Genomic DNA, 26,001 nt, shown 5'->3' with positions numbered 1-26,001 from the left:
CAGACGGCCAGACGGCCAGACGGCCAGACGGCCAGACGGACAGACGGACAGACGGTCAGACGGACAGACGGTCAGAGCTTCGCGCCCGCCCGCACCTTCGGGATCACGAACTCCTCCATCAGCCCCACCGCGTCCCGCACCAGCGGACGGAACGCGCGATAGCGCGTCAGGCGGACCACCTTGGCCACCACCGGCGTCAGCCGGCGGACGAAGGCGCGGGTGCGCTCGGTGTCCTCCGTGCGGTCGAAGACCCAGTAGAGGACGACCCCCATCAGGTGCAGCCAGAGCAGGTCCGGCAGCAGCCCGCGCAGCTCCGCGTCGACCTTCGGCCCCAGCTGCGAGCCGTCCAGCACCTCGCGGAAGATCTGTACGGCCTCCGCCCGCGCCGGGTGCGACTCGTCGGAGAACGGGCTGAGCGGACTGTCCGGATCGGCCGCCGTGCTGAAGAACTGCGCGGCGAACTCGTGGTACGGCGCCGCGCAGTCCACCCAGGACAGCACCGCGATGTTCAGCCGCTCGTTGAAGTCCTTCACGCCCTCCATCCGGGCGCGCGCGTCGGCAGCGTGCTCGTGGGACATCCGGTCGTAGAAGCCGGTGATCAGCGCGGCCTTGGAGTCGAAGTAGTAGTACGCGTTGCCGACCGAGACGCCCGCCTCGGCCGCGATGGCCCGCATCGTGGTCTTCTCGTACCCGCGCTCCTGGAAGAGCCGCATCGCCGTCTCGAGGATGAGCGCGCGGGTCTCCTCGCCCTTGGTACGGGCCGGCGTCTGCGAAGGGGGCGCGGAACGGCCGGCCCCCGCATCCGCGTCGGGGGCCGGTCCGGTGTTCGCTGCCGCGTCGGCTTCCGCCTTCATGGGTCGACAGACTAACCGGGCGGCGCGGGGCATCCGCCCTCGGTGCAGGTACGGCTCCAGCCGCCGGCCGGATCGTAGCGCCAGCCGTCCGGGGCCTGGTACGAGCCGCCGCCCCACGCGGAGGTCCGGCCCGCCCGTGCCTTGCGGTACCTGGCCGCGGCCAGCACCGCCGCGCGGGCCACGCCCGCCCCGGCCCCGGAGGACAGCCGGTGGGCGGTGCCGCGGTGGCCGGCCAGGGCCCACAGCACCACGATCCACGCCCGCTGACCCCGGTAGACCTGACCCGAGTCGCCGACCACCGTGATCTCCTCGCGGGTGGCCGCGTGGTCCAGCTCCGGGAACCGGCGCCGGGCCTCGTCCGAACCGCAGGGCACGAGGTCGAGGGGGACGAGCTGGCGCTGGCGGACCAGCCAGCCCCTGAGGTGGACGCACAGCGAGCACCCAGCGTCGTACAGCACGGTCAGCCGGCGGACCGGGGCCGGTGCCGGGCCCCGGGTCGCGGCGTCCTGGGTGAGACGCATCGCCGGTCAGATCCCGGCCGCGGTCGGCGCGGTGCCGGCCCAGTCGTCGGGCTCCACCGGCGGGATCTGCCCGCGGTCGAGCAGGCTGCGCCGGCGGTACCGGTTGAGGACGAAGACGTTGGTCAGGTGCATCCCGCCGAGGACGAGCAGCACGATCCCCAGCTTGTTCGCGAGTGTCTCGACGACCTCCTGCTGGGTGTCGATGTCGGCGCCGGTCTTCAGGAACAGGGCGATGAAGCCCAGGTTGATCAGGTAGAAGCCGACCACCAGCAGGTGGTTGACGGCGTCCGCCAGCTGCTCGTTGCCGCGCAGGACGTCGGCGAGGAAGACCTTGCCGTTGCGGCTGAGGGTGCGGGCGACCCAGACGGTCAGCCCGATGCTGACCGCGATGTACAGCACATAGGTGAGCACGGTGAGATCCATGGCTCCAGCCCTTCTTGAACGTGTTCAAAAGGCGGTACGGGAAGGACGGTAGCGACTTGCTTGAACACGTTCAACTCCCTTGACCGCCAGGTGCGTATGCTGTGCGTCACAAACGCAAGATCGGCTGGGGAGCCGCGGGGAGGGGAGGGGGCGTATGCCCTTCAGACGGGCGTGGATACCGGCGGCCGCGGCGACCGCCGCGCTCCTCGCGCTGGTGTGGCTGACCGCCCGCCCGGAGGTGGCCGGCCCGCCGTCGCAGAGCGCCGTCGACGGGGTGCGCGACCTGGTGCGCCAGTGGCTGGGCGCCTGGGTGCACGACCCCCTGTACGGTGCCGGACCCGACGACCCGCGCCGCCTCGGCTTCCGGCGGACGGGGATCCGGGTGCGGACCCTGCTGCTGGTCCTCGTCACCTTCCTGGGCGCGCTGTGGACCGCCCGCAACCTGCCGCCGACGACCCGGCGCCGGCTGCCGGTGGCCATGGCGGTGTGCTGGACGTGGACGGTGGCCGCGGCGGTGCTGGCGACGACCGCCGCGGCGCCGTGGCTGGTGGCGGGCAGCGGCCAGGGCCACTACATGCCGGCCCGCCAGGTCGCGCACCGGGTGGCCGAGGGGCTGCCGGTCGTCGCGGTGTTCGGGATGGCGGCGGCGCTGGTGTTCGCGGCGGTGGCGGTCGCGGCGGCGGAGCGGGTGGACCCGGAGGCGGAGACCGCGGTCCTGCGTGTCCACGACGGGAGCACGGAGGTGCTCGACGTCGCGCCGGCCGGGGAGGCCGGGGAGGCCGCACCGGTCGAGGGTGCCGTGCCCCCGGTCACGGACCGCCCCGCCCGGCTCGGCGCCACGGTCGGCGCGGCCGTACTGGCCCTCTGGCTGGCCGCGCTCAACCACTTCCGCTTCCGCGCCGAGGTGCAGGCGGTGGACTTCGGCTGGGGCCGGCTGGCGGAGGCGAACGACTTCGTCGTCCGGTGGGTCTTCTTCGACGTGTGGCAGGTCCCGGACGCTGCCCCCGACTGGCGCTGGTTCGCGCTGCGCGCGCTGGACGTCGCCTTCGTCGTCCTGTTCTGGTCCGCCCTGCGCCATCTGGTCCCGCTGCTCCGCCGCCCGGGGGTGTGGTCCGTGGCGCTGGCCGCGGTGAGCGCGACGGTGGCGGTCGCGGCGGTCGTACGCACCGCGGCGGCCGTGCTGGCGGCCACCGCGCCGTACGCCCGGGGCGCGGTGCCGGACGCCGCCCTGTCGGCGCTGGCCGGGGCGGCTCCGCCGGCCCTGCTGAGCGGGCTGGTGGCGGGGCTCGCGGCGGGTGTCGCGGTGCGGGTCGTGGGCGGGGGTGTGCGGGGTGCGGGCGCCGGGCGGATTCGCGACGTGCCGCCGCCCGCATATGCCGCGGACTGAGGCCCACTTCCGATAGAATCGTTCACTCGTTCGAATCCTTCGGAAGGGAGCCCTCCGCCCCATGACCGATTCGCCGCCGGAAGCCCCGGCATCAGTAGCCGTGGAACTCGAACGCGTCCGCAGAGCCATCGACGTCGGCTTCGCGACCACCCGGGGTGATCTGGCGCTGCTCCTCCAGCGCGCCGACCAGGCCGAGAAGATCCTCGAGGAGCACGACCACCGCATCGAGGCGCTGGAGCGGTCGCGCTGGCCGCTCCCGTCGATCGCCGCGCTCACCGGACTGCTGGCGCTCGCGCTCGCCCTCTACGGCACGATCGCGGGCTGACGCCCGTCCGTACGGCAGCCGCCCGTCCGTAAGGGAGGCGCCCGCCTCACCCGGCGGCGCGTGCCTGAAGCGTGGGCGCGGGCGGCGTCTCGGGCGGCCAGGCGGTGGTGAACCTCAGACCGGTCGCCGGGTCCTCGACGGTCGCCAGCAACGGCGGGGTGTCCGCGGCGTCGTTGCCCTCGTGCGGGCCCATGAGGTCCCAGAAGGTCAGGCCCGCGCAGAGCCCCGACAGGGGCAGCTCCACCGACACGTCCACCGGGTCGTCCGGACGGGCCGAGGGGCTCGCCCCAGTGCCGGAACCGCCGCCGCGGGTCACCGGGCGCAGCCCCTCGGCCCGGGCCAGCAGCCCCTCGCCGTGCGCGCCCCAGAACTCCAGCCGCACCCGGAAACCGGCGGCGGGCCCGAGGCGTTCCCCGCGCGGCGCGTTCACTCCGAGGCCCACGGTGAAGCGGTACGGGGCGCCCTTGCCGCCCTCGTTGCTGTAGCCGTACGAGCCCACCACGAGCCCCGTCCCCTTGCTGCGCCGCAGCTCGCCCTTCCCGCAGTCGGCGTACCGCGCCGTGCCCTCCGGCAGGTCCGCGGGCGGCCGTTGGGCGAACGGGCGGCCGTGATCCCCCGGGGTGTCCCGCCACTGCGCCAGCGCCAGCCCGCCGAAGAGCAGCACGAGCGGCACCGCCAGCCAGAACCGCCCGCGGCGGCCCAGCGACCACGCGTCGGACATCAGCGCGCGGCCGCTTCCGTCGCGCTGTCGGAACGCACCGTGTCCTCCGCCGTCACGCCTGTCCCGCCGTCGGTGGAGGGCTGCTCGGAGTCGGGGGTGGACTGCGCCGGCTCCGGGGTGGTGGCGTCGGAACCCTGCGCACCCTGGCCGAGCCGGTCCGCGCAGTACGCGGCGACCTTCCCGCTGCCGCCCGCCGCCGTGGCCAGCCGGCTCATCGTCGCCTTGTCGGCCTTGCCGCCGCTGCTCGTCGCGCTCGTGTACGCGCGGCAGTCCGCGTCCAGCTGGGCGTCGGTGACCTTGGTCTGCCCCTCGCCGGCGTCCTTGCCCGTGTCCTTGCCCTTGGCCTTGCCGTCGCCGGTACCGTCCCCGTCACCGCTCCGCGCCCCGCCGTCCCCACCCGCCGACGCGGAGCCGCCGGGCTCCGGCGTCCCGGCGGAGGAGACGGACGCGTCCGGTTCGGCGGAGGCACTCGCCGACGGGGGCGCCGACGGGTCGCTGAACGGGTCCAGTACGCCGGCCGTCGAGGCCACCGCCACCCCGCCCGCGGTGCACGCGAGCAGCGCCACGGCGACCGCGGCCCGGGCCGGCCGGAGCCGGCGGGTCAGCTCGAACAGGACGCCGTGCGAGCGGCGCCGTGAGGTGCGGGACTCGCGGAACGCGGCCACCGCCGCCTCCTGGCCCGGCCCATCCGGCCGCCCGGGCCGACCGGTGGCCGCCAGCACCTCGATGAACGCGGCGAGCTGGTCCGCGTCGGCCTGGTCGCGGGCCGAACCCGAAGCGGGCAGGACGTTCTCGCCACGCAGCAAAAGCTCCGCGGCCTCCTCGTCCAGCCATGCGAGGGGCTTTTCGGCCATCACATTCCCTTAAGCGTCCGTGCCGCCGTTTCCGTCACACCCGGATCGCCGTCCAGCCACTCCGACAGCTGCTTCAGACCGCGCTGCGCCGCGGTCCGCACCGCCCCCGGCCGCTTGCCGAGGAGCTCCGCCGTCCGCTTCACGTCCAGGCCCATCACCACGCGCAGCGTGACGACCTCCGCCTGGCCGCGGGGGAGGCGCGCGATCAGGGCCAGGGTGCGCCGCGTGGCCTGGGCGGTGATCGCCTCGGCCGCGGTGTCCGCCTCGGCGGCGTGGTCGGTGAGTTCGGACTCGTCGCCGCCCACGGCGGGCCGCCGCGAGCGGGCGCGTACGTGGTCCAGGGCGCGGTTGCGGGCGATCCGGGCGCTCCAGCCGCGGAACTGGTCCGCGTCGCCCTTGAAGCCGCGCAGATCACGGGTGATCTGCAGCCATGCCTCGGAGGTGATGTCCTCGGCGTCGGCGTCGCCGACGAGCGTGCGTACGTACCCGAGCAGCCGGGGATTGACCGCCTGGTAGACGGCGCGGAAGGCGGCCTCGTCCCCGCTTTGCGCCGAGCGCACCGCAGCGGTCAGCGCCGCGTCGTCCTTGTGCACTGCGGTCAGTTCCGTAACCCCCGGATGTCCGGCCCGATTTCGGTCCGGTCCTGCGTCTGTGTGGCCCGCGTCTGAAAGCTCGGGCCCAAGCACGCTACGTGGCGGGACGGGCCCGCGTCCAGGGGGATGGGATTTCGGGGACGCACCAGGTGTGAGAAGCGTGACAGATGCGGATGTGACAATTCCGCTCGCTTCGGCGCTGAAGGTTATGCGGGCCTGATCGAACGTCGGTCCGCACCTGGACGGCGGCCGGGGTTGCTCCTGTGGGGGGTAGCGGCCCCGGTCGTCTTTTTTCCGGACATCACGGGGCGTTCGGTCACCGTACGCGCCCGGCCAGCTCCTGGAACGCCGCCCAGGAGAGCGCGGGCGGCCGCGGATCCCACACCTTCTGCGCCAGCGCCGCCAGCGGCAGCCGGATGCCCGCCGCCACCTGGTCCGTCGTCTGCGCGCCCGCCAGATCGCACCAGACCGCCAGTCGCGCGCCGAGGATCCGGTCGGGGCCGGAAAGCCCTCCGGGTACGGGCGCGGTGCCGCGGACGACGGCCGGGGTCCACTCCTCGTAGATCCGCCGCCCCGTCGGGTACGCGAAGTCGTTCGGCTCGCCGAGCACGTAGTACAGGTACTCGTCGTTGAGGTTGACCAGCCGCCGTCCCTCCGCGAGATACAGCTGCGGGTCCCGGGCCCGGTACTCCTTGCCCGTCCAGTACTCGACCTCGCGGTCCTTCGGCGTCTTCGCCACCCCGCCCGGGTAGATGCCGTCGTTCCACGCCTTGACCCGCTTGCCGGCCTTCACCGGGACCTTCGCGCGGTCGTTCAGCCAGCCGACGGCGAGGTCCTGCACGCGGCCGTTCGGGCCGTACTTCCTGCGCGCCGCGGCGGCGAGGTGCGGATAGCGCGCCTCGGGGTCCGTGGACAGCAGGGGGGCGTACTCGTCGCCGCCGATGTGCCAGTAGCGGCCGGGGAAGAGGGGGACGTACTCGCCCAGCAGCTCGTCGACCAGCCGCGCGGCGGCGGGTTTCGTGACGTCCACGGCCCCCGGTACGACGTCGCCGTCGGCGTTGCGCAGGCGCAGCGCGGGGTGGGCGGCGAGGACGGCGCCCAGATGGCCCGGGGAGTCGATCTCCGGGATCACCTCGATGTGCAGCTCGCGGGCCAGCGCGACGATCCGCCGTACGTCCGCCTTCGTCAGATGCGGATCGGACACGACCTCGGGGTGGGTGTCGCTCTCGATACGGAACGCCTGGTCGTCGGAGAAGTGCAGCCCCAACTGGTTGTACTTGAGGTCCGCCAGCTCGACCAGCCGCTCCTCGATCCAGGCCCGGGGGAAGTGCTTGCGGGCGATGTCCAGCATGAACCCGCGCTGGGCCCGGTCCGGCTGGTCATCGATCACCCCCGGTGGGAGGCCGCCGCCGGAGCGCACGGCCTGCAGCAGGGTGCGGGTGCCGTAGAAGACGCCGGCGTCGGAGGGCCCGGTGATCCGCACGGGGCCGTTCACCGGAACGGTGATCCGGTAGGCCTCGCGCCCGCCCGGCACGCCCTTGTCGAGGGCCAGCTCGACATCCCCCGTCCTTCCCCGCCCGCTCCCACTGCCGAGCCCCAGCTCCCCCGCGACCCGGCGCGCCTCGTCGGCGAGAGCCCCCGCGCGTGCGACGACCCGCGCCCCGTCCACGGGCCGCCACCCCGGCCCGCCTCCCGCGCGGTACACCCGCACCGCGGGCACGGTCCGCGGCGCCCGCGGCGCGACGGCGTACCGCGTGGGCTCCGCGGCGGCCTGCCGCGAAATCCGCGCCCGCTCGGGTAGCCCGCCCGGGCGACGCGCCCCGTCCCCGCCGAGGCCGACCCCGACGGGCACGGCGACGCCGACGATGACGACGGCAACGCCCACCCACAGCAGCCGGCCCCGCGGGGCGCCCCCTGCGAGCCGGGCCCGCAGACGGGCGGGGCCCGGAAGCGGCCCCCGGAACCGGCTCCGGACACCGGAAGGTATCCGGAACGAACCTCGCGCACCGGAAGTCGTCCGGACGAGGACGGAGAACCAGCTCCGGACGGTCCCGGCGAGTGCGCGAAGCCGGCTTCGGACGCCGGAAGCGGTCCGGGCGAGCGCGTGGTTCAGGCTCCGGGTTCGGGAGGGGGTCGTGGCGAGTGCGCGGATCCGGCTTCGGACGCCGGAAGCGGTCCGGGCGAGTGCGTGGTTCAGGCTCCGGGTTCGGGAGGGCGTCGTGGCGAGTGCGCGGAGCCGGCCTCCGACGTCGGAAGCGGTCCGGGCGACCGCGTGGAGCAGGCTCTGGACTAGTACCCAGAGCTGGTCACGGACGGCGGACAGGGACCGGCGGACTGCGTGGAGTCGACTGCGGGCGCCAGGGACGGGCCGGGGAAGCCGCGCGTGCCGCCCCCGCGCACGCCGCCCTCCGCGCGGGTCCACCATGAAAACCTCCGGTGCTCGCTGCTGCCGGCCCCTCCGGCGACGCTAAACGCTCCACGCCCCCACGGCGACCGCTCACCTCCCCAACCCCCTCCACCCCAAACCCCACACCCCGCCCACGGCAGGCACGGCCCGCCACCGACCCCGCACCCGAAGGCGCCGGCGTCAGGCAAGACACCCCGTAACGGGTGGCGTGCGGGCGGGGGCAACCCCCGCGCCGAAGGCGCGGGGCGGCGCCGGCCCCGAAAAGGCATCCGCCCACCCCGCCGGCGCGGACGCACGCAAAAGCCCCAGGACACCCCCCAGGGACGTCCACGTGAGCGGCCCAAACCCTCCCCGTACGAGTGAAGTTCACGCACCCGTGGGCGGACCGCCGAGTCCGTCCACTACCGTGGCGCAGCGTCGCCCGACCGCCCCCACACGCGCACCCCTCGTCACACCACTCCCGAACAGGAGCCCGCCCTGGCCGGCCTCGCTGCCCTCAACGCCGCCCCGCCCGTGGACGCGGAGGCCGTCTTCGCGGCCTGTCACGGCAGCCACCGCTGGGCCCGCAGGCTCGCCGCGCACCGCCCGTACCCGGATCTCGGCGCGCTGCTCGCCGCCGCGGACGAGGCGGCGTACGACCTGACCCCCGCCGATCTGGGCGAGGCCCTCACCCAGGAGCAGGCCGCGCGACCCCCCGCCCTGCCGAGCCTCGCCGCGCACACCGCGCTGCAGGCGGCGCACGCCGCGTACGAGAGCCGCTTCGGGCACGTGTTCGTGGTCTGCCTGGACGGCCACGACCCGACCGAGCACCTCGACCGCGTCCTCGGCGGCATCCGCACGCGTCTCTCCCACTCCCCGGACGAGGAGCTGACCGTCACGGCGGAGGAGCTCCGCAAGCTCGCCCGCGCCAGGCTGGCCCGCCTCGCCCGGGGCAGCCTCACACCCGCCCGCCGCTGAAGCGACGTCGCAAACGCCCGCGTTTGTCCGTCATACGAGTGACGTCCGTGCCTGATCGATCACACATGTGGCCCCCGGGCGGGGGAACCGACGGCGCGTCGATACGATGGCCGCGGCCGGTGGACCGTACCCGGCCGGGTATTGACCGACACCCAAAGCCGGCTGTACCCCCTTCAACGCACCGGAGGGTTTTCCGTGCCGGCTGGAACGCTGTACCGCGGCCGGGAAGGCATGTGGTCCTGGGTGGCTCATCGAGTCACCGGCGTCCTCATCTTCTTCTTCCTGTTCGTGCATGTCCTGGACACCGCCCTCGTCCGCGTCTCCCCGGAGGCGTACGACGACGTCGTGGCCACGTACAAGACGCCGATCGTGGCCCTGCTGGAGTACGGCCTCGTCGCGGCCGTCCTCTTCCACGCCCTGAACGGCCTGCGCGTCATCGCCGTCGACTTCTGGGCCAAGGGCCCGCGCCTGCAGAAGCAGATGCTGTGGACCGTCGTCGGCATCTGGCTGGTCCTGATGGCCGGGGCGCTCTACCCCGTCCTCGGGCACGCCGCACGTGAGCTGTTCGGGAGCTGAGGCGAGACATGAGCACTTCTGAGATCCAGATGACGGAGTCCTCGGCGGCCGTCGGCGTCGACAGCCCCGCCCCCGTGATCGAGCCCCCGCGCAAGCGCACCGGGAAGACCCCGAAGGCCACCCGCGGCAACTTCGAGATGTACGGCTGGCTGTTCATGCGCCTGTCCGGCATCGTGCTGGTCGTCCTGGTCCTGGGCCACCTGCTGATCCAGCTGGTGCTGGACGGCGGCGTGTCCAAGGTGAGCTTCGCCTTCGTGGCCGGCCGCTGGGCCTCCCCGTTCTGGCAGATCTGGGACCTGGCCATGCTCTGGCTGGCCATGCTGCACGGCGCCAACGGCCTGCGTACGGTCATCAACGACTACGCGGAGAAGGACGGCACGCGCTTCTGGCTGAAGATGCTGCTCTACACGGCCACCGTCTTCACCGTCCTGCTGGGCACGCTGGTGATCTTCACCTTCGACCCGAACATCCGCTGAGGGCTGAGGTACCCCCGAAATGAAGATCCACAAGTACGACACCGTCATCGTCGGCGCGGGCGGCGCCGGCATGCGCGCCGCCATCGAGGCGACGAAGCGCAGCCGCACCGCCGTGCTCACCAAGCTGTACCCGACCCGCTCCCACACCGGCGCCGCCCAGGGCGGCATGGCCGCCGCCCTCGCGAACGTCGAGGAGGACAACTGGGAGTGGCACACCTTCGACACGATCAAGGGCGGCGACTATCTGGTCGACCAGGACGCCGCCGAGATCCTGGCGAAGGAGGCCATCGACTCGGTCCTGGACCTCGAGAAGATGGGCCTGCCGTTCAACCGCACCCCGGACGGCACCATCGACCAGCGCCGCTTCGGCGGCCACTCGCGCAACCACGGCGAGGCCCCGGTCCGCCGGTCCTGCTACGCCGCGGACCGCACCGGTCACATGATCCTCCAGACGCTGTACCAGAACTGCGTCAAGGAGGGCGTGGAGTTCTTCAACGAGTTCTACGTCCTGGACCAGCTGATCACCGAGGACCCCGAGACCGGCGTCAAGAAGTCGGCGGGCGTCGTCGCGTACGAGCTGGCCACCGGCGAGATCCACGTCTTCCAGGCGAAGGCGGTCATCTACGCCTCCGGCGGCACCGGCAAGTTCTTCAAGGTGACCTCCAACGCGCACACCCTCACCGGCGACGGCCAGGCGGCCTGCTTCCGGCGCGGGATCCCGCTGGAGGACATGGAGTTCTTCCAGTTCCACCCGACCGGCATCTGGCGGATGGGCATCCTGCTCACGGAGGGCGCCCGCGGTGAGGGCGGCATCCTGCGCAACAAGGACGGCGAGCGCTTCATGGAGAAGTACGCGCCCGTCATGAAGGACCTCGCCTCCCGCGACGTCGTGTCCCGCTCCATCTACACGGAGATCCGTGAGGGCCGCGGCTGCGGCCCCGAGGGCGACCACGTCTACCTCGACCTCACGCACCTCCCGCCGGAGCAGCTGGACGCCAAGCTGCCGGACATCACCGAGTTCGCGCGGACGTACCTGGGCATCGAGCCGTACACGGACCCGATCCCGATCCAGCCGACCGCGCACTACGCCATGGGCGGCATCCCGACCAACGTCGAGGGCGAGGTGCTGGCCGACAACACCACCGTCGTCCCCGGCCTGTACGCCGCCGGCGAGGTCGCGTGCGTGTCCGTGCACGGCGCCAACCGCCTGGGCACCAACTCGCTGCTCGACATCAACGTCTTCGGCCGCCGCGCGGGCATCGCCGCCGCGGAGTACGCCGTGAAGGCCGACTGGGTCGAGCTGCCGGAGAACCCGGCGGCGCTCGTCGTCGAGACGGTCGAGCGGCTGCGCAACTCCACCGGTACGGAGCGGGTCGCGGACCTGCGCCGCGAGCTGCAGGAGTGCATGGACGCCAACGTGATGGTGTTCCGTACGGAGCAGACCATCAAGACGGCCGTCGAGAAGATCGCCGAACTGCGCGCGCGCTACAAGAACGTGTCCGTCCAGGACAAGGGCAAGCGCTTCAACACCGACCTGCTGGAGACCATCGAGCTGGGCAACCTGCTCGACCTGGCCGAGGTCATGGCGATCTCCGCGCTGGCGCGCAAGGAGTCCCGCGGCGGTCACTACCGCGAGGACTACCCGAACCGCGACGACGTCAACTTCATGCGCCACACCATGGCGTACCGGGAGGTCGACGCGGACGGCAGCGACTCCGTCCGGCTCGACTACAAGCCGGTCGTCGTGACCCGCTACCAGCCGATGGAGCGTAAGTACTGATGAGCACTCCTGTTCTGGACAAGGTCGAGGCTTCGTCGGCGGCGTCCCCGTACATCACCGTCACCATGCGGATCCGGCGCTTCAACCCGGAGGTGTCGGGCGAGTCGATCTGGCAGGACTTCCTGGTCGAGATGGACCCGAAGGAGCGCGTCCTGGACGCCCTCCACAAGATCAAGTGGGACCAGGACGGCACGCTGACGTTCCGCCGCTCCTGCGCGCACGGCATCTGCGGGTCCGACGCGATGCGGATCAACGGCAAGAACCGCCTTGCCTGCAAGACGCTGATCAAGGACCTGAACCCGGAGAAGCCGATCACGGTCGAGGCGATCAAGGGCCTGACGGTCCTGAAGGACCTCGTCGTGGACATGGAGCCGTTCTTCCAGGCGTACCGGGACGTCATGCCGTTCCTGATCACCAAGGGGAACGAGCCGACGCGTGAGCGGCTGCAGTCCGACGAGGACCGCGCCCGCTTCGACGACACCACCAAGTGCATCCTGTGCGCCGCGTGCACCTCGTCGTGCCCGGTGTTCTGGAACGACGGCCAGTACTTCGGCCCGGCGGCGATCGTCAACGCGCACCGCTTCATCTTCGACTCGCGCGACGAGGCGGGCGAGCAGCGCCTGGAGATCCTGAACGACCGCGACGGCGTCTGGCGCTGCCGTACGACGTTCAACTGCACGGACGCGTGCCCCCGCGGCATCGAGGTCACCAAGGCCATCCAGGAGGTGAAGCGAGCGCTGATCACGCGCCGCTTCTGACCTGCCGACCGGCCACCGCGACACGCGCCTGAGCCCCGCCTCCCTGCTACGGCAGGGGGCGGGGCTCACGCGTTGGCGGACGGACGGACGCGGTCTGCTGCCGGTGGCCGGGTTCTCGTCGGACCTGTTCGGGGAGGGCTGAGCTGCGAGTGTGACGTTTTCGGGGCGCCTGGCGCTGTAAGGAATGTGCCGACTGGTCATCGGCCCGAGCGGAGCCGGGGTTCCCCCCGTACCTACGGCTTCGCATATGAAAGGCGCGGCCGGAGTGCGTTCCCCCAACTCCGGCCGCGCCGCTTCTCGTTCCGGGGCCCTAGCGGCCCCCGCCTCACCGGTAGACCACCACCTTGTCGCCGATCCGCACCAGATCGAAGAGCGTGGCGATCGCCGCGCGGTCGCGGACGTTGACGCAGCCGTGCGAGGCGCCGTTGTAGCCGACGGCGGCGAAGTCCGCCGAGTAGTGCACCGCCTGGCCGCCGCTGAAGAACATCGCGTACGGCATCGGGGTGTTGTAGATCGTCGACCAGTGGTCGCGGCTCTTCTGGAAGACGCTGAACTGCCCCTCGCGCGTCGGCGTGTACGCCGAGCCGAAGCGGACCTGCACCGTCATCTGCACCTTGCCGTCGATCATCCAGCGCAGCGAGTTGCTCGCCTTGGAGATGCACAGCACCCGCCCGGTCATACAGCGCGGATCCGGCGCGTCCAGCGCGCCCGGCGCCCCGGCGTGCAGCTCCGCCCGGGACGGCTCGTGGGTCATCTTCAGCAGCCGCTGCCAGGTGACCTCGTCGACCGAACCGGTCTTCGGCAGCCCGCGTTTGCCCTGGAAGCCCTTGACGGCGGTCGTCGTCATCGAGCCGTAGTTGCCGGTGATCGCGGCGTTGAACCAGGCGATCTGGCGGAGCCGTGCCTGCAGTTCACGGACCTTGCCGCCCTTGTCGCCCTGCTTGAGCAGGATCTTCGGCGGCGCCTTCGACGGCGAGGCCGACGGCGACGCGGACGGGCTCGCCGACGCGCTCGCGGAGGGGCCGGCCGAAGCCGAGGCCGACGCGCTCGGCGAGGAGCTCGCCGACGCCTGCGGGGTACTCGGTGACGCCCCCGCCTTCGCGGAGCAGCCAGCCGCCGCCCCGCCGCATATGAGGGCCGCCGCGATCGCGGCGGCCGCTCTCCGTATGGTGTGTCTCGTCACATCTCTTTGACGTCCCATGGGCTCCCCCGGGTTGCATGAATACCGCCCTCGCCTGCTGTCTTCCCTGCCGCGGAGTTCCATGAACACCCGCGGTGGGGGACCGAACGTAAGGCCCCCCGGGTGCTGTGAGCAAGGTCCCAGCGTGGAGCACTCCACCGCTCGCACGGCCGTGGCTACAGTCCGTGGTGACGTAGCACGGAGGCGGCGCGGGACAGCGGCGCGGGACCGGACCAGCGGGAGGCACAGGAGTCATGGCGCGGCAATCGGAGTCGGGTCTGCCCATCGAGCCGGTGTACGGGCCCGAGAGCCTGGCCGGGGCGGGCTGGGACGCGGCGGAGAAGCTGGGCGAGCCCGGCTCGTACCCCTTCACCCGGGGCGTCTACCCCTCGATGTACACCGGCCGGCCGTGGACCATGCGCCAGTACGCCGGCTTCGGCACCGCCGTGGAGTCCAACGCCCGCTACAAGCAGCTGATCGCCAACGGCACGATGGGCCTGTCCGTCGCCTTCGACCTGCCCACGCAGATGGGCCACGACTCCGACGCGCCGCTCGCGCACGGTGAGGTCGGCAAGGTCGGCGTGGCGATCGACTCGGTCGACGACATGCGGGTGCTGTTCGACGGGATCCCGCTGGACCAGGTGTCCACGTCGATGACGATCAACGCGCCCGCGGCGCTGCTGCTGCTGATGTACCAGCTCGTCGGGGAGGAGCAGGGCGTCCCGGCGGACAGGCTCACCGGCACGATCCAGAACGACGTGCTGAAGGAGTACATCGCCCGCGGCACGTACATCTTCCCGCCGAAGCCCTCCCTGCGGCTGATCGCGGACATCTTCCAGTACTGCAGGGCCGAGATCCCGAAGTGGAACACGATCTCGATCTCCGGCTACCACATGGCCGAGGCGGGCGCCTCGCCCGCGCAGGAGATCGCGTTCACCCTCGCCGACGGCATCGAGTACGTCCGTACCGCGGTGTCCGCCGGCATGGACGTCGACGACTTCGCGCCCCGGCTGTCCTTCTTCTTCGTCTCCCGTACGACGATCCTCGAGGAGGTCGCCAAGTTCCGGGCGGCCCGGCGGATCTGGGCGCGGGTGATGAAGGACGAGTTCGGCGCGAAGAACCCCAAGTCGCTGATGCTGCGCTTCCACACCCAGACCGCCGGCGTGCAGCTCACCGCCCAGCAGCCCGAGGTCAACTTGGTGCGCGTCGCCGTGCAGGGCCTGGCGGCCGTGCTCGGCGGAACGCAGTCGCTGCACACCAACTCCTTCGACGAGGCGATCGCCCTGCCGACGGACAAGTCCGCGCGCCTGGCGCTGCGCACCCAGCAGGTCCTGGCGTACGAGACGGACGTCACGGCCACCGTCGACCCCTTCGCCGGCTCGTACGTCGTGGAGTCGCTGACCGACCAGGTCGAGACCGCGGCCCTGGAGCTGATGGCCAAGGTCGAGGGGCTGGGCGGCGCGGTCGCCGCGATCGAGCAGGGCTTCCAGAAGGGCGAGATCGAGCGCAGCGCCTACCGCATCGCGCAGGAGACGGACTCCGGCGAGCGGGTCGTCGTCGGCGTCAACCGCTTCAGGCTCGACGAGGAGGAGCCGTACGAGCCGCTGCGCGTCGACCCGGCGATCGAGGCCCAGCAGGCGGCCCGTCTGGCGAAGCTCCGCGCGGAGCGCGACAACGGGGCCGTCGAGTCGGCCCTGGCGGCCCTGAAGAAGGCGGCGGAGGGCACGGACAACGTCCTCTACCCGATGAAGGAGGCCCTCCGCGCCCGCGCCACGGTCGGCGAGGTCTCGAACGCCCTGCGCGAGGTGTGGGGGACCTACATCCCGACCGACGCGTTCTGATACGCGAAGGTCGTCGTGGCGGCTGCGTGATCGGCGTTCTGCCGGAACGTCAGCCGCCACACCAGCACCAGCGTGAGGACGCCGGCGCCCACCGCGAGCACCTCGGTGACCAGGAACCAGGGCAGGTGGTGCGGAACGGCCAGCGTCGTGACGCCCGACGCGAGGGTGCCGAGGGAGACGGCCCACCAGGCGTCGACCAGGCGCCGCGACACCGTCGGACGGCCGGCCCGCCAGATGTCGTCCGTGACCCGTTTGGGCAGCCAGAGGTTGAGCACGGGCACGAACCAGCCGCCGATCGCGGCGCCGGGGCTGTGCCGGTGCGGTGCGGCGGGGTGGAGTATCCCGGCGTTCCGTCGCACCCGTGCGAACCAGAACAGGAACACCACGCCGGCGACCACGTGCAGGAGCACGAGCGCGAGCGCCGCCAGCAGCAGTAGCAGGCTCGTGAGGAGGAGCGCGGCGACGAGGGGCGAGGCCATGGGCCGGCCCATGGCCGCGAACCCGCTCACCGCGGGCGGTGTCAGAGCCGCGGTGGCCGGCGCGTCTACGCGCAGCAAGGCCACGGCCAGGGCCGCCAGCAGCGCATGGGCCCCGATGCACACGGCGCCGAGCACGCTCAGGGTGGAGGCGAGCCCGGTGGGCGGCGCGAACCGGGGCCCGTAGCCGGGCCAGTGCGCGTAACCGGTGGTCATGGGGCCTCCAGAGGGCGGTGACGGACCGGCAGGGTAACCGACCGGACCACTGGCCCGAGCACCGGGCCCGGCTCAACCGCACATCTCACCCGCCCCTCCAGCCCCCGTCACCACCCCTCCAGCACCCGCGCCAGCCTCTCCGTCCACGCCCGCGGGTCCCCGGGCAGCGGGCCGTCCGCCCGCCAGCCGCGCACCGCCGCGGTGTCGAGCGGCTCCTGGCCGAGGACGCGCCGCAGCAGGCAGGGTGTCATCCGGGTCGCCGGATGTTCGGCGAGCAGCACCGCGTCGTACAGGTCCTTCGTCCGGACCACGTCCTCCGCGGCCGCGTCCGTCCGCAGCCACAGCAGCTTCCAGGCCAGCGACAGCTCGCGGCCCGCGGCCGGTATCAGGGTCGAGCCGCGGCCGTCGGCGCGCGGGACCAGCGCGTCCACCGGCGGCTCGGGCAACTCCTCGTCCGCCGCGAAGTCCAGCTGGACGCGGCTGCGGTGGCCGTCGTCGGCCTCGTACGGGATCAGCAGACGGACGCTCGGCGGGCCCGTGGACGGGCCGAAGACGTAGTCGTAGTCCCAGTCGGCCAGCTCGGCGCTGCCGGGCTCGAAGCGGACGCCGGGCGCGGGGTGCTCGGTCAGCAGGTGCAGCAGGTCCCGGTACGGCGGCTGCTCCTCCTCCGGCTCGATCACCCACTCCAGGCCCTCCGGCGGGACGGCCACCCGCAGCCCGCCGGTCTCCAGCTCCTCCTCCCGCCAGAACTCGTACGCCCCCGCCCCGTCCAGCGCCTCCGGCCACTGCTGGACGGCGGCCGGTGACGGGAGGTAGGGATACGGATCCAGCGGATCGACCGGTACCGCGAGCGACGGCCGCACCACGAAGTCCAGGTCCGCCGGCGGACGCGCCGCCGCGCCCGCCCAGGCCAGCATCGCCATGCTGCCCCGCAGCACCAGCGCCTCGGACCACGGCTGCGCGGCGATCACGGCCAGCACGTGGTCCAGAGCCGCGCGGTGCGCGGCCGGCCCGGAGGTCATCCGCGCCGGCCGGCGTCCACGACCGGCTGTACGCCCGCCGCGTCCAGCCAGCCCGCGTCCACGGCGGGGTTGTCGTCCAGGACGACGAACTCCTCCTCCGCCTCCAGGATTTCGTACCCCGCGGCGAACACGGCAGCCCGCAGCATGTCCAGATCCCGTCGTGCGTCCGCCCGCCCGACCCCGTACCGGCGTTGCGTCACGAACCGTTCGTGCCGCCCCGAAGCGTCCAGCGCCCGGCGGGCGTTGCGCGACACGCGTGCCCCGTGCGGCGCGGTCACCGCCCGCAGCGCGGGGACGGCGGCGGAGCCGTGCAGCAGGAGCTTCAGATGGTGCTCGAAGTAGCAGCCGTCGTGCAGCTCGGCGGCCTCGGCTTCCGTCCGCGGTACGTCCTCGTTCCACGGGGCGGCCTCGAGTTTGATCCGGGTGGGTTCGAGTCCGGCGCGGCGCAGCGCCTCGGCGTGGGTGTGCGCCGCGCGGCGCAGGGCGGACAGGGTGCCGCGGGCGCGCCAGGTCAGCATGGGCTGGTCGGGCGTCGCCCCGCTGTCCAGCACGATGCGCGTGTACTTGGCCCCGCGCTCGCGTGCCCACTGGCGTATGCCCAGGTCAGGGGCGGGCAGCACGGTCAGATGGATCTCGAACTCACCGGCGAATTCCTTCACATGAGGACTCTAGGCGCTGGGTCTGACACCGGCGTCCGGGACCACCCGGGCCACGGGCCCAGCGGTGTCCGGGACCGCCCGGACCCCGAACCCCAGCGGCTACAGCCCCTTCACCCGCGCCGCCAGCCCCCGCGCCGCGCCGCTGCGCGCCAGCATCCGCTTCGCCGCCCCGCGCAGCCGGCGGTTGCGCAGCGCGGCGCGCGCCAGGCGCGGGAGCGTCGACGTACGCAGCAGCGGGCGCAGCGGGGCCGGGGCGCCGCCGGGGAGGCCCAGGGCCATCAGCCGGCGGCGCGGGAAGTACGGGGCCCGGCCGGCGGCGCGCAGGTACGCCGCGGCCTCCGGGCGCAAGGAGGCGTAGACGCGGGGCTGTTCGGTGTATGCGAGGGCGCCGGCCAGCGCGGCCAGGTCCGGCGGCAGGGGGGCGGCCGCCGCCGTCGCCAGCGCCGCGTCGGCCGTACGGGGCGACGGTATGCGCGGCACGGGGGTGACGCCGTACAGCGCCCGGGCGCGCAGCAGCAGCGACGGGTCGGCGGACACCAGCGCGGCCGGGCGCAGCTCCTCGTACAACGCCTCGGTGACCTGCGGCGGTTCGACGACCGTCAGCGGAGCGCTCTGCTCCCGCGCGGTCCGCTCCAGCGCCCGCAGCCGGACGCCGGACGGCAGGCCGACGGCGACCACCGGGCCGTAGCCCGCCGCACGCGCGTGCGTCAGCAGCTCGCACAGCTCCGGCTCGGAGGGGGCCACCAGCAGCGCCGCGCCCTCGGCCGGCCCGCCGGGCGACGTCACCGGTGCCACCGCGTCCCGTACCGCCTGCGGCGGCAGCGCCCGTACCGGGACGCCGAACTCGCTGAGGCACAACGGCGCCGTCCCCGGCAGCAGATCCAGGTGCAGCAGCTCCCGCACCCGCAGACCGAGGGGACGCGGCAGCCCGGCCGGTGTCGGCGCGTACGCGTCCGCTCCGCCCGTGCAGAGGGCGAGCTGCGCCGAGGCGAAGATCTCGGCGAGCGCGAGCGACTGGCCGTCGGCGAGCGAGTCGAGCACCAGCCCGACGGGCTCGTCGCCGAGCCGCCACCACTGGCGCAGCTGCCGTTCCCACGCCGGCGCGTCGTGCGCGCGGATCCGCCACTCGGCGGGATGCAGCGGCGCGATGACGTCGTGCCACGACACGATCCGGTCGAAGCGCGCGCTCAACTTGTCGAACCCGGTCATTTCCTCGATGCGTGAAGAAGTCTCGGGAGTTTCGCTCGTATTTCCGATGACCAGCATTCTTCCGCGGGCTTCCGGAAAGCAGCCGGAATCGACCGCCGCGGCGAGTGCCGCCATCGAGAAGGGCGACGTGGCGGAGTAGATCTGCAGCCCCGGGAACGCGGGGGAGCCGGCCGGTGAGGGAGCGCTGGTACCTGGCACACGAGCACCATAGGGCCACGTCCGGAGGGTGACCGGTCCGGCGGAGGTCGTTTCGGTGAACGACGCGCCGCGCATCGGTGAACAGTGGGTACGGCCGGCCTGATTCGCGATCCGGCGAGGTGTTGTTAACCAGCTGTACGAACGGTGTTGGGCCGCCAACCGGAATGCCTCCCTAGCGTCGGCGTCGTGCCCGACTTCCCCCACGAGCCGCGCCTAGCGGTAATCGCCGATTCCGACACCCGGTGGAAATGGGGTGTGCTCACCGCACACCGCATCGCGCCCGCCGCGCCGGTCGACGGCTACCTGCTGCGCGGCCGGGCCACACCCACCCCGCGCCAGCTCGCGGAGACGGGGGTGGACGTCCAGGTGGCCGGCGAGGTCACCGGACCGGAGTTCGCCGCGAAGGCCGGCGCGTACGACGCCGTCGTCCTCGCGCTCGTGGGCCGGGGCGTCCAGGCGCTGCTGCACGGTCTGGCCCGGCTGGAGACCCGGCCGGCCGTCGTCACGGGCTATGTGGGCGTCGTCTACGAGAAGCTCACCGACGGCCTGCTGCTGCGCCACGGCGCCGACGTCGTCCTCGCCAACAGCCGCCACGACGCGGAGCGTTTCCGCGCGGTGTACGACGGCGTGGGCGCCGACAGCACCTGCGTCGTGGAGGGCGCGCTGCCCTTCCTCCGGGGCGCCGCGTACAAGCCGGCCGACGACCGCCCGTACACCGTCGTCTTCGCGGTGCAGCCCTCCGTCCCCGACACCCGCGCCGAGCGGACGTACCTGCTGCGCCGCGCCGTCCAGCACGCGGTGCTGCACCGGGACCGCGAGGTGCTGGTCAAGCTGCGCAGCCGGCCGGGGGAGCACACCACGCACGTGGAGGAGCTGCCGTACCAGCGCATCGCCCGCCAACTGCCCGGCGGGCTCCCTGCCAACTGCCGACTGGTGTACGGGCACATGGGCGAACTCCTCGACCGCACCGACCTGCTGGTCACCGTCAGCTCCACCGCCGCCCTGGAGTCCCTGCACCGCGGCATCCCCACCGCGGTGCTGACCGACCTGGGCATCCGCGAGCCGCTCGGCAACCACTACTTCCTCGGCTCCGGCTGCTACGCCTCCTGGGACCAGCTGGACGGCGGCCACCTGCCCGAGGCGGACCCCGGCTGGACGGCCCACCACGGCGCCGCCGACGCCACGTTCACCGCCGTACGCGCCCGGCTCGCCGCCCTCACCGCCGCACCCCGCACGCCCCTGTCCCCGTACCTCGACGAGCGGAGGGCCGCCGGTTTCCTCCCCGGACTGCTGGCCCGTTACGGCTTCGCCCCCGACGGCAGCCCGCTCGCCTCCGTTCCGCAGCGCGAGCGGAGCGCACTTCACCGCGCCGGACGGAGCGTGATGCGCCGCGCCGCCCGCGGCGCGTACCGCTCCGGCGTCCAGCGCGTCGCCCCCGTGATCCGCCGGATGGGGTCGCTGTGATACCCCGCGCCGCGCACACCCCCACCCCACAAGGAGCAGCCATGCCCGCAGCCGACCCCGCCAGGGTGCTGGCCGTCATCCCCGCACGCGGTGGATCCAAGGGGGTACCCGGCAAGAACCTCGCCACCGTGGGCGGCGCCTCCCTGGTCGTCCGCGCGGTCCGGCAGTGCCAGGCCGCCCGGCTGGTGACCGACGTCGTCGTCTCCACGGACGACCCCGGCATCGCGGCCGCCGCCCGCTCGGCCGGCGCCCAGGTCGTACAGCGCCCGGTGGACATCGCCGGGGACACCGCGACCAGCGAGTCGGCCGTCCTGCACGCCATGGACGCCTTCGAGGCGATGTCCGGGCAGCCGGTGGAGGCCGTCGTCTTCGCCCAGTGCACGAGCCCGTTCCTCACCGCGGCGGACGTCGACGGCGTGGCGGCGGCGGTGCTGAAGGAGGGCGCCGACACGGCGCTCACCGTGGCGCCGTTCCACGGCTTCCTGTGGCGCGACGAGGCGGATGAGCCCCCGGCCGCCGACAGCGCAGGGACGGTGGCCGAGGCGAACGGCGACACGGGGGTCCTCACCCGCACCGCCTCCCGCGGCTACGGCGTCAACCACGACAAGTCGTACCGCCCGCGCCGCCAGGACCGCCCCCAGGACCTGCTGGAGACCGGCGCCGCGTACGCCATGCGCGCCGACGGCTTCCGCGAGCACCGGCACCGCTTCTTCGGCCGCACCGCCCCCGTCCGTACGGACCCGGCCCGCGTCCTGGAGATCGACGACCCGCACGACCTGGCCCGCGCCCGCGCCCTGGCCCCGCTGCTGGACGTGGGCCCCGCCACCCTGGCCGAGCTGCCCAGGCGTGCCGACATCGACGCCGTGGTCCTCGACTTCGACGGCACCCAGACGGACGACCGGGTGCTGATCGACGCGGACGGCCGCGAGTACGTGTCCGTCCACCGCGGCGACGGCCTCGGCATCGCCGCCCTGCGCCGCGCCGAGCTGAAGCTCCTCGTCCTGTCCACGGAGACCAACCCCGTGGTCGCCGCCCGGGCCCGCAAGCTGCGCATCCCCGTGCTGCACGGCATCGACCGCAAGGACGAGGCGCTGAAGGCGTGGTGCGAGGAGCACGGGCTCGACCCCGAGCGCGTGCTCTACGTCGGCAACGACGTGAACGACCTGCCCTGCTTCGGGCTGGTCGGCTGGCCCGTCGCGGTCGCCAGCGCCCACGACGTGGTGCGCCGGGCGGCCCGCGCCGTCACCAGCACCCCGGGGGGCGACGGAGCGATCAGAGAGATCGCCTCCTGGATCCTCGGCCCCTCCCTCTGACCCCCGCAGAAACACCAACGTAAGGAAAACATCCGTATGAGCTCCACCCAGCGTTTCCGCACCCTCGGCGACAGCACCGTCGGCCCGGACCGCCCCGTCTACGTCACCGGTGAGATCGGCATCAACCACAACGGCGACCTGGACAACGCCTTCGCCCTGATCGACGCCGCGGCCGAGGCCGGCTGCGACGCCGTGAAGTTCCAGAAGCGCACCCCGGAGATCTGCACCCCGCGCGACCAGTGGGACATCGAGCGCGACACCCCGTGGGGCCGGATGACGTACATCGACTACCGCCACCGCGTGGAGTTCGGCGAGGACGAGTACCGCGCCATCGACGAGCACTGCCGCGAGCGGGGCATCGCCTGGTTCGCCTCGCCGTGGGACACCGAGGCCGTCGCCTTCCTGGAGAAGTTCGACGTCCCCGCGCACAAGGTGGCCTCCGCCTCCCTCACGGACGACGAACTCCTGCGCGCCCTGCGGGCGACGGGCCGCACGGTGATCCTCTCCACCGGCATGTCCACCCCGCGCCAGATCCGGCACGCGGTCGAGGTCCTGGGCAGCGAGAACATCGTGCTGTGCCACGCCACCTCCACCTACCCGGCGAAGGCGGAGGAGCTCAACCTCCGCATGATCCACACCCTGCAGAGCGAGTTCCCGAACGTGCCGATCGGCTACTCCGGCCACGAGACGGGCCTGCAGACGACCCTCGCCGCGGTCGCGCTGGGCGCGGTCTTCGTCGAGCGGCACATCACCCTCGACCGCGCGATGTGGGGCTCCGACCAGGCCGCCTCCGTCGAGCCGCAGGGCCTCGCCCGGCTGGTGCGCGACATCCGCACCATCGAGGCGTCGCTCGGCGACGGCGTGAAGAAGGTCTACGACTCCGAGCTCGGCCCGATGAAGAAGCTGCGCCGGGTGGCCGGCGTGGTGGCGGAGGCCGAGGGCGAGAAGGAGCCGGTCGCCGTATGACCGCGCCGGCGGAGGAGACGTTCGCACTGGTCGAGAGCCCGGTGCAGCTGCTCAACGTCCTGGAGTGGGCGTACCGGGGAGGAACGGTCACCCCCTGCACGGTGATCGTCCTCCCCCCGCTCGACCCCATGTCCCGGGGCCAGCTGCGCCGGATGGCGGAGCTGGCCCGGGGCGAGGGGCTCGCGGTGCGCTGGGAGGAGGCGCGCGGCGGTGCGCTCGACACGCTGCGCCGGCTGTACGCCCCGATGCGCGCCGCGCGCCGGATCATCGTGGGGGACCCCTTCTCCCGCTGGATGCAGCTGCTCCTGGCCCTCACCCGGGCCCCCGAGGTGGTCGTCGTCGACGACGGCACGGCCACCATGGAGTTCGTCGGGCAGCTGGCCCGGGGGGAACGGTTCGTCCGCTGGCATCGCAGCGGACGGGGTCGCGGCGGGGCGCGGGCGCTCGTGTTCGCTCCCGTGTCAGGCGCTGCGCGCCGCCGCTTGACCCCGAACACCGACCGCGACATCGAGGTCTTCAGCTCGATGCCGGTCACGCCGCCGCCCGGAGTGCGGGTCACCCGCTGCGAGTTCGCCTGGACCAGGGCCCGCTTCGGCCCGCCGCGCGTCGGCCGCGGCACCGACCTGGTCGGAACGTCGCTGGTGGAGACGGGTGTCGTGGACCAGGCCCGGTATCTCGACGCGGTCCGTCTGCTGGCCCGTACGCATGGCGCGACGCGCTACTTCGCGCACCGCAGGGAGAGCGCGGCGAAGCTGCACGAGATCCACAAGGAGACGGGACTGGAGATCGTACGTCCGGACCTCCCGCTGGAGTTGATCGCGCGCCGCGGACCCATCGGCCATACGGTCGTGAGCTTCCCCAGCACCGTGGTACACACGTTGCCGCTGGCCCTCGCGGGCACCGGCGTACAGGTCGCGGTGATCAACATCGACGCGACCTGGCTCACCGCGCACGCCTCGCCGCGCGCCCACGGCTTCCTCACCTCGGTCGCGGGGGCGGCACAGCGGGAGAAAGGCGCCAGAGCCGTGCAGTTGCCGATAGCATCACCCGCGGCGTGACAAGTCGGCACAGAAGAATGGCAGAGGATACCCAGACCGGCAGCCTGCTAACCCCCCATCGGGCTGAATTTTTGTTGATCGAGTATCAGTTGGGGCCCTCGGCGCTCTACGCTGTCAAAGGTGAACCAACTGATGTCGCCTCCGTCAGCCACCGAGGCAACCGCCGACGACTCCCCCGGCGGGGGACTGGCCGGCGCGCTGCCATCCGAGCTGCGCGCCGAACTCATCGCCTTCCGCCGTGACTTGCACATGCATCCGGAGCTCGGCAACCAGGAGTTCCGCACCACGGCCGTGATCAAGCACCGGCTGGAGCAGGCGGGCCTCAAGCCCCGCGTCCTCCCGCCCGGCACGGGCCTGGTCTGCGACATCGGCATGGACGGCTGGGACGGCACCCGCCCGTTCCTGGCGCTGCGGGCCGACATCGACGCGCTGCCCATCCCGGACACCAAGTCGGCGCCGTATCGTTCCACCTTCCCCGACCGCGCACACGCGTGCGGCCACGACGTGCACACGACCGTGGTCCTCGGCGCGGGACTGGTCCTGGCGTCCCTGGCCCGCGCGGGCCGGCTCCCGGCCCCGGTCCGGCTCATCTTCCAGCCGGCCGAGGAGGTGCTCCCGGGCGGCGCCACGGACGTCATCGAGTACGGCGCGCTCGACGGCGTGGGCCGCATCATCGGCGTCCACTGCGACCCCCGGGTCGAGGTCGGCCGCATCGGCCTGCGTACGGGCGCGATCACCTCGGCGTGCGACCGCCTGGAGATCAGCCTCGACGGCGCGGGCGGCCACACCGCGCGCCCCCACCTGACGACGGACCTGGTCACGGCGGCGGCGCGGGTCGCGCTGGACGTCCCGGCGGTCCTCTCCCGCCGCGTCGACACCCGCGCGGGGCTGGCGGTCACCTGGGGCCGGCTGGAGACCGGCCACGCGTGCAACGTCATCCCGCAGCACGCGGAGCTGTCCGGTACGTGCCGGATGCTCGACATCGACACCTGGCGCTCGGCGCCGGACCTCGTCCACGCTGCGGTCGAGGAGGTCGCCGCCCTCCACGGCGCGAAGGCGACCATCTCCTACATCCAGGGCGTCCCGCCCGTGGTGAACGAGGCGGCCACGACCCGCCTCCTCAGCGAGGCGATGACCGCGCGGCAGGGGGTCGGCTCCGTCGAGGGCACGGAGCAGTCGCTCGGCGGCGAGGACTTCTCGTGGTACCTCGAGCGCGTCCCCGGCGCGATGGCCCGGCTCGGGGTCCGCCCGGTCGGCGACACGGGCGCTGCGCGCGATCTCCACTCCGGTGACTTCGACGTCGACGAGGGTGCGGTCGCCGTCGGCGTCGAACTCTTCACGGCCGCGGCCCTGCTGGACGCGCAGCACCGCGCGTAGCCCCCTGGCGGGGGTGGCCGTCGCGGTGCCGCGCCCCCGCCTTCGGCGGGAGTCCTCAGGCGCCGGACGGGCTGTGTCCGGTGCGGTCGCGCGGGCGCCTGCGGCGCGCTTCGGCGCTGCGCGCCTCAGTCCTCAAACGCCGGTCCCGCTGGAGACCGCGGCTTCCGCTGGCGCCTGCGGCGCGGTTCGGCGCTTCGCGCCTCAGTCCTCAAACGCCGGACGGGCTGGATCGGTGCCGGTCGGGCTGGAATGCCGGCGCAGCGCAGCGGAGACGGTCCAGCCGCACCGGGCCATCGTCGGCATCCCTCGGCGGAGCGCCAGCGGAGCCGCTCGCTTCGCATCCGGACGGCGGAGCGCAGCGGAGCCGGCGCCACCCCACCGGCCCACCGC

At 73.1% G+C, this 26,001-nt stretch carries 25 protein-coding genes; 13 read left to right on the top strand and 12 right to left on the bottom strand.

Annotated elements, in window-relative coordinates; translation table 11 throughout:
- Positions 1-71 precede the first annotated feature (71 nt).
- Genes AB0M28_RS16940 through AB0M28_RS16930 form a run of 3 tightly spaced genes read right to left on the bottom strand, consistent with a single transcriptional unit; the run spans position 72 to position 1,798 of the window.
- Entirely contained in the window at positions 72-854 is a 783-nt protein-coding gene (locus AB0M28_RS16940) for a TetR family transcriptional regulator (protein WP_365404602.1), read from the bottom strand.
- A gap of 11 nt (positions 855-865) precedes the next feature.
- Positions 866-1,375 carry a DCC1-like thiol-disulfide oxidoreductase family protein gene (locus AB0M28_RS16935; protein ID WP_365404599.1) on the bottom strand — a complete coding sequence of 170 codons (510 nt, stop codon included), beginning with the start codon at positions 1,373-1,375 and terminating at the stop codon, positions 866-868.
- Positions 1,376-1,381: 6 nt separating this feature from the next.
- The gene (locus AB0M28_RS16930) at positions 1,382-1,798 is read right to left on the bottom strand and encodes a hypothetical protein (protein ID WP_365404597.1); all 417 of its coding nucleotides are present in this window, start codon (positions 1,796-1,798) and stop codon (positions 1,382-1,384) included.
- A 154-nt stretch (positions 1,799-1,952) separates the two neighbouring features.
- On the opposite strand from AB0M28_RS16930, the gene AB0M28_RS16925 reads away from it, so the two are divergent.
- Both AB0M28_RS16925 and AB0M28_RS16920 read left to right on the top strand, forming a co-directional pair.
- Positions 1,953-3,185 carry a hypothetical protein gene (locus AB0M28_RS16925; RefSeq protein WP_365404594.1) on the top strand — a complete coding sequence of 411 codons (1,233 nt, stop codon included), beginning with the start codon at positions 1,953-1,955 and terminating at the stop codon, positions 3,183-3,185.
- A gap of 61 nt (positions 3,186-3,246) precedes the next feature.
- Positions 3,247-3,510: a hypothetical protein gene (locus AB0M28_RS16920; RefSeq protein ID WP_365404591.1), complete on the top strand. Its 264-nt coding sequence runs from the start codon at positions 3,247-3,249 to the stop codon at positions 3,508-3,510.
- 46 nt (positions 3,511-3,556) lie between these two features.
- On the opposite strand, the gene AB0M28_RS16915 is transcribed toward AB0M28_RS16920, so the two are convergent.
- The 4 genes from AB0M28_RS16915 to AB0M28_RS16900 all read right to left on the bottom strand — a co-directional run bounded on the left by AB0M28_RS16915 (position 3,557) and on the right by AB0M28_RS16900 (position 7,563).
- A complete protein-coding gene (locus AB0M28_RS16915) occupies positions 3,557-4,231 on the bottom strand; it encodes a hypothetical protein (protein WP_365404588.1) in 675 nt (224 codons plus the stop codon).
- Positions 4,231-5,085, bottom strand: coding sequence for a hypothetical protein (locus AB0M28_RS16910; protein WP_365404586.1), 855 nt, complete (start codon positions 5,083-5,085; stop codon positions 4,231-4,233). Before AB0M28_RS16910 ends, AB0M28_RS16915 begins: the two co-directional genes overlap by 1 nt.
- The gene (locus tag AB0M28_RS16905) at positions 5,085-5,678 is read right to left on the bottom strand and encodes an RNA polymerase sigma factor (RefSeq protein ID WP_365404583.1); all 594 of its coding nucleotides are present in this window, start codon (positions 5,676-5,678) and stop codon (positions 5,085-5,087) included. The genes AB0M28_RS16910 and AB0M28_RS16905 overlap by 1 nt, the downstream gene beginning before the upstream one ends.
- A 316-nt stretch (positions 5,679-5,994) precedes the next feature.
- A complete protein-coding gene (locus AB0M28_RS16900; RefSeq protein ID WP_365404580.1) occupies positions 5,995-7,563 on the bottom strand; it encodes a glycoside hydrolase family 20 protein in 1,569 nt (522 codons plus the stop codon).
- Between the two features lie 999 nt (positions 7,564-8,562).
- Between AB0M28_RS16900 and AB0M28_RS16895 the strand changes: the two genes are divergently transcribed.
- From AB0M28_RS16895 to AB0M28_RS16875, 5 genes are all read left to right on the top strand, one after another.
- A complete protein-coding gene (locus tag AB0M28_RS16895) occupies positions 8,563-9,042 on the top strand; it encodes a 2-oxo-4-hydroxy-4-carboxy-5-ureidoimidazoline decarboxylase (protein WP_365404692.1) in 480 nt (159 codons plus the stop codon).
- Positions 9,043-9,237: 195 nt separating this feature from the next.
- Positions 9,238-9,618, top strand: coding sequence for a succinate dehydrogenase, cytochrome b556 subunit (sdhC, locus tag AB0M28_RS16890; protein ID WP_365404577.1), 381 nt, complete (start codon positions 9,238-9,240; stop codon positions 9,616-9,618).
- An 8-nt stretch (positions 9,619-9,626) separates the two neighbouring features.
- Complete coding sequence (locus AB0M28_RS16885; RefSeq protein ID WP_365404574.1) at positions 9,627-10,094, top strand: succinate dehydrogenase hydrophobic membrane anchor subunit; 468 nt, start codon at positions 9,627-9,629, stop codon at positions 10,092-10,094.
- A gap of 19 nt (positions 10,095-10,113) precedes the next feature.
- Positions 10,114-11,874 carry a succinate dehydrogenase flavoprotein subunit gene (gene sdhA, locus AB0M28_RS16880; RefSeq protein WP_365404571.1) on the top strand — a complete coding sequence of 587 codons (1,761 nt, stop codon included), beginning with the start codon at positions 10,114-10,116 and terminating at the stop codon, positions 11,872-11,874.
- A complete protein-coding gene (locus tag AB0M28_RS16875; protein ID WP_365404568.1) occupies positions 11,874-12,632 on the top strand; it encodes a succinate dehydrogenase iron-sulfur subunit in 759 nt (252 codons plus the stop codon). Before sdhA ends, AB0M28_RS16875 begins: the two co-directional genes overlap by 1 nt.
- Positions 12,633-12,957: 325 nt before the next feature.
- On the opposite strand, the gene AB0M28_RS16870 is transcribed toward AB0M28_RS16875, so the two are convergent.
- A complete protein-coding gene (locus AB0M28_RS16870) occupies positions 12,958-13,815 on the bottom strand; it encodes a L,D-transpeptidase family protein (protein WP_365404565.1) in 858 nt (285 codons plus the stop codon).
- A gap of 251 nt (positions 13,816-14,066) precedes the next feature.
- On the opposite strand from AB0M28_RS16870, the gene AB0M28_RS16865 reads away from it, so the two are divergent.
- Positions 14,067-15,653, top strand: a complete 1,587-nt coding sequence (locus AB0M28_RS16865; RefSeq protein ID WP_365404562.1) for a methylmalonyl-CoA mutase family protein — start codon at positions 14,067-14,069, stop codon at positions 15,651-15,653.
- On the opposite strand, the gene AB0M28_RS16860 is transcribed toward AB0M28_RS16865, so the two are convergent.
- From AB0M28_RS16860 to AB0M28_RS16845, 4 genes are all read right to left on the bottom strand, one after another.
- On the bottom strand, positions 15,629-16,345 hold the full coding sequence (locus tag AB0M28_RS16860; RefSeq protein WP_365404560.1) for a DUF4328 domain-containing protein: 717 nt from the start codon (positions 16,343-16,345) through the stop codon (positions 15,629-15,631). The two genes, AB0M28_RS16865 and AB0M28_RS16860, sit on opposite strands and share 25 nt — an antisense overlap.
- A gap of 107 nt (positions 16,346-16,452) precedes the next feature.
- Positions 16,453-17,367, bottom strand: a complete 915-nt coding sequence (locus AB0M28_RS16855) for a nucleotidyl transferase AbiEii/AbiGii toxin family protein (RefSeq protein ID WP_365404557.1) — start codon at positions 17,365-17,367, stop codon at positions 16,453-16,455.
- Entirely contained in the window at positions 17,364-18,026 is a 663-nt protein-coding gene (locus tag AB0M28_RS16850; RefSeq protein ID WP_365404555.1) for a hypothetical protein, read from the bottom strand. Before AB0M28_RS16850 ends, AB0M28_RS16855 begins: the two co-directional genes overlap by 4 nt.
- A 99-nt stretch (positions 18,027-18,125) precedes the next feature.
- Entirely contained in the window at positions 18,126-19,235 is a 1,110-nt protein-coding gene (locus AB0M28_RS16845) for a hypothetical protein (RefSeq protein ID WP_365404552.1), read from the bottom strand.
- Between the two features lie 384 nt (positions 19,236-19,619).
- On the opposite strand from AB0M28_RS16845, the gene AB0M28_RS16840 reads away from it, so the two are divergent.
- The 5 genes from AB0M28_RS16840 (at position 19,620) to AB0M28_RS16820 (ending at position 25,611) form a co-directional block, all read left to right on the top strand.
- Positions 19,620-20,897: a DUF6716 putative glycosyltransferase gene (locus AB0M28_RS16840; RefSeq protein ID WP_365404549.1), complete on the top strand. Its 1,278-nt coding sequence runs from the start codon at positions 19,620-19,622 to the stop codon at positions 20,895-20,897.
- 41 nt (positions 20,898-20,938) lie between these two features.
- On the top strand, positions 20,939-22,210 hold the full coding sequence (locus tag AB0M28_RS16835; protein WP_365404546.1) for an acylneuraminate cytidylyltransferase: 1,272 nt from the start codon (positions 20,939-20,941) through the stop codon (positions 22,208-22,210).
- Positions 22,211-22,246: 36 nt separating this feature from the next.
- A complete protein-coding gene (locus AB0M28_RS16830; protein WP_365404544.1) occupies positions 22,247-23,176 on the top strand; it encodes an N-acetylneuraminate synthase family protein in 930 nt (309 codons plus the stop codon).
- A complete protein-coding gene (locus tag AB0M28_RS16825; RefSeq protein WP_365404541.1) occupies positions 23,173-24,234 on the top strand; it encodes a hypothetical protein in 1,062 nt (353 codons plus the stop codon). The genes AB0M28_RS16830 and AB0M28_RS16825 overlap by 4 nt, the downstream gene beginning before the upstream one ends.
- A gap of 132 nt (positions 24,235-24,366) precedes the next feature.
- The gene (locus AB0M28_RS16820) at positions 24,367-25,611 is read left to right on the top strand and encodes an amidohydrolase (RefSeq protein WP_365404538.1); all 1,245 of its coding nucleotides are present in this window, start codon (positions 24,367-24,369) and stop codon (positions 25,609-25,611) included.
- Positions 25,612-26,001: the final 390 nt, after the last annotated feature.

Origin of the sequence: Streptomyces sp. NPDC051940, from assembly GCF_040680895.1 — a bacterium.
Classification (GTDB): Bacteria; Actinomycetota; Actinomycetes; order Streptomycetales; family Streptomycetaceae; genus Streptomyces.
This window is presented reverse-complemented; position numbering and strand designations above follow the sequence as displayed.

Excerpts from the sequence above, each read along its gene's own strand:
- sdhA (WP_365404571.1), top strand. The coding sequence starts at position 10,114 with ATGAAGATCCACAAGTACGACACCGTCATCGTCGGCGCGGGCGGCGCC.
- AB0M28_RS16930 (WP_365404597.1), bottom strand. The coding sequence starts at position 1,798 with ATGGATCTCACCGTGCTCACCTATGTGCTGTACATCGCGGTCAGCATC.
- AB0M28_RS16940 (WP_365404602.1), bottom strand. The coding sequence starts at position 854 with ATGAAGGCGGAAGCCGACGCGGCAGCGAACACCGGACCGGCCCCCGAC.
- AB0M28_RS16830 (WP_365404544.1), top strand. The coding sequence starts at position 22,247 with ATGAGCTCCACCCAGCGTTTCCGCACCCTCGGCGACAGCACCGTCGGC.
- AB0M28_RS16820 (WP_365404538.1), top strand. The coding sequence starts at position 24,367 with ATGTCGCCTCCGTCAGCCACCGAGGCAACCGCCGACGACTCCCCCGGC.
- AB0M28_RS16860 (WP_365404560.1), bottom strand. The coding sequence starts at position 16,345 with ATGACCACCGGTTACGCGCACTGGCCCGGCTACGGGCCCCGGTTCGCG.
- AB0M28_RS16875 (WP_365404568.1), top strand. The coding sequence starts at position 11,874 with ATGAGCACTCCTGTTCTGGACAAGGTCGAGGCTTCGTCGGCGGCGTCC.
- AB0M28_RS16885 (WP_365404574.1), top strand. The coding sequence starts at position 9,627 with ATGAGCACTTCTGAGATCCAGATGACGGAGTCCTCGGCGGCCGTCGGC.
- AB0M28_RS16935 (WP_365404599.1), bottom strand. The coding sequence starts at position 1,375 with ATGCGTCTCACCCAGGACGCCGCGACCCGGGGCCCGGCACCGGCCCCG.
- AB0M28_RS16910 (WP_365404586.1), bottom strand. The coding sequence starts at position 5,085 with ATGGCCGAAAAGCCCCTCGCATGGCTGGACGAGGAGGCCGCGGAGCTT.
- AB0M28_RS16835 (WP_365404546.1), top strand. The coding sequence starts at position 20,939 with ATGCCCGCAGCCGACCCCGCCAGGGTGCTGGCCGTCATCCCCGCACGC.
- AB0M28_RS16865 (WP_365404562.1), top strand. The coding sequence starts at position 14,067 with ATGGCGCGGCAATCGGAGTCGGGTCTGCCCATCGAGCCGGTGTACGGG.
- AB0M28_RS16920 (WP_365404591.1), top strand. The coding sequence starts at position 3,247 with ATGACCGATTCGCCGCCGGAAGCCCCGGCATCAGTAGCCGTGGAACTC.
- AB0M28_RS16825 (WP_365404541.1), top strand. The coding sequence starts at position 23,173 with ATGACCGCGCCGGCGGAGGAGACGTTCGCACTGGTCGAGAGCCCGGTG.
- AB0M28_RS16855 (WP_365404557.1), bottom strand. The coding sequence starts at position 17,367 with ATGACCTCCGGGCCGGCCGCGCACCGCGCGGCTCTGGACCACGTGCTG.
- AB0M28_RS16845 (WP_365404552.1), bottom strand. The coding sequence starts at position 19,235 with ATGACCGGGTTCGACAAGTTGAGCGCGCGCTTCGACCGGATCGTGTCG.
- AB0M28_RS16925 (WP_365404594.1), top strand. The coding sequence starts at position 1,953 with ATGCCCTTCAGACGGGCGTGGATACCGGCGGCCGCGGCGACCGCCGCG.
- AB0M28_RS16915 (WP_365404588.1), bottom strand. The coding sequence starts at position 4,231 with ATGTCCGACGCGTGGTCGCTGGGCCGCCGCGGGCGGTTCTGGCTGGCG.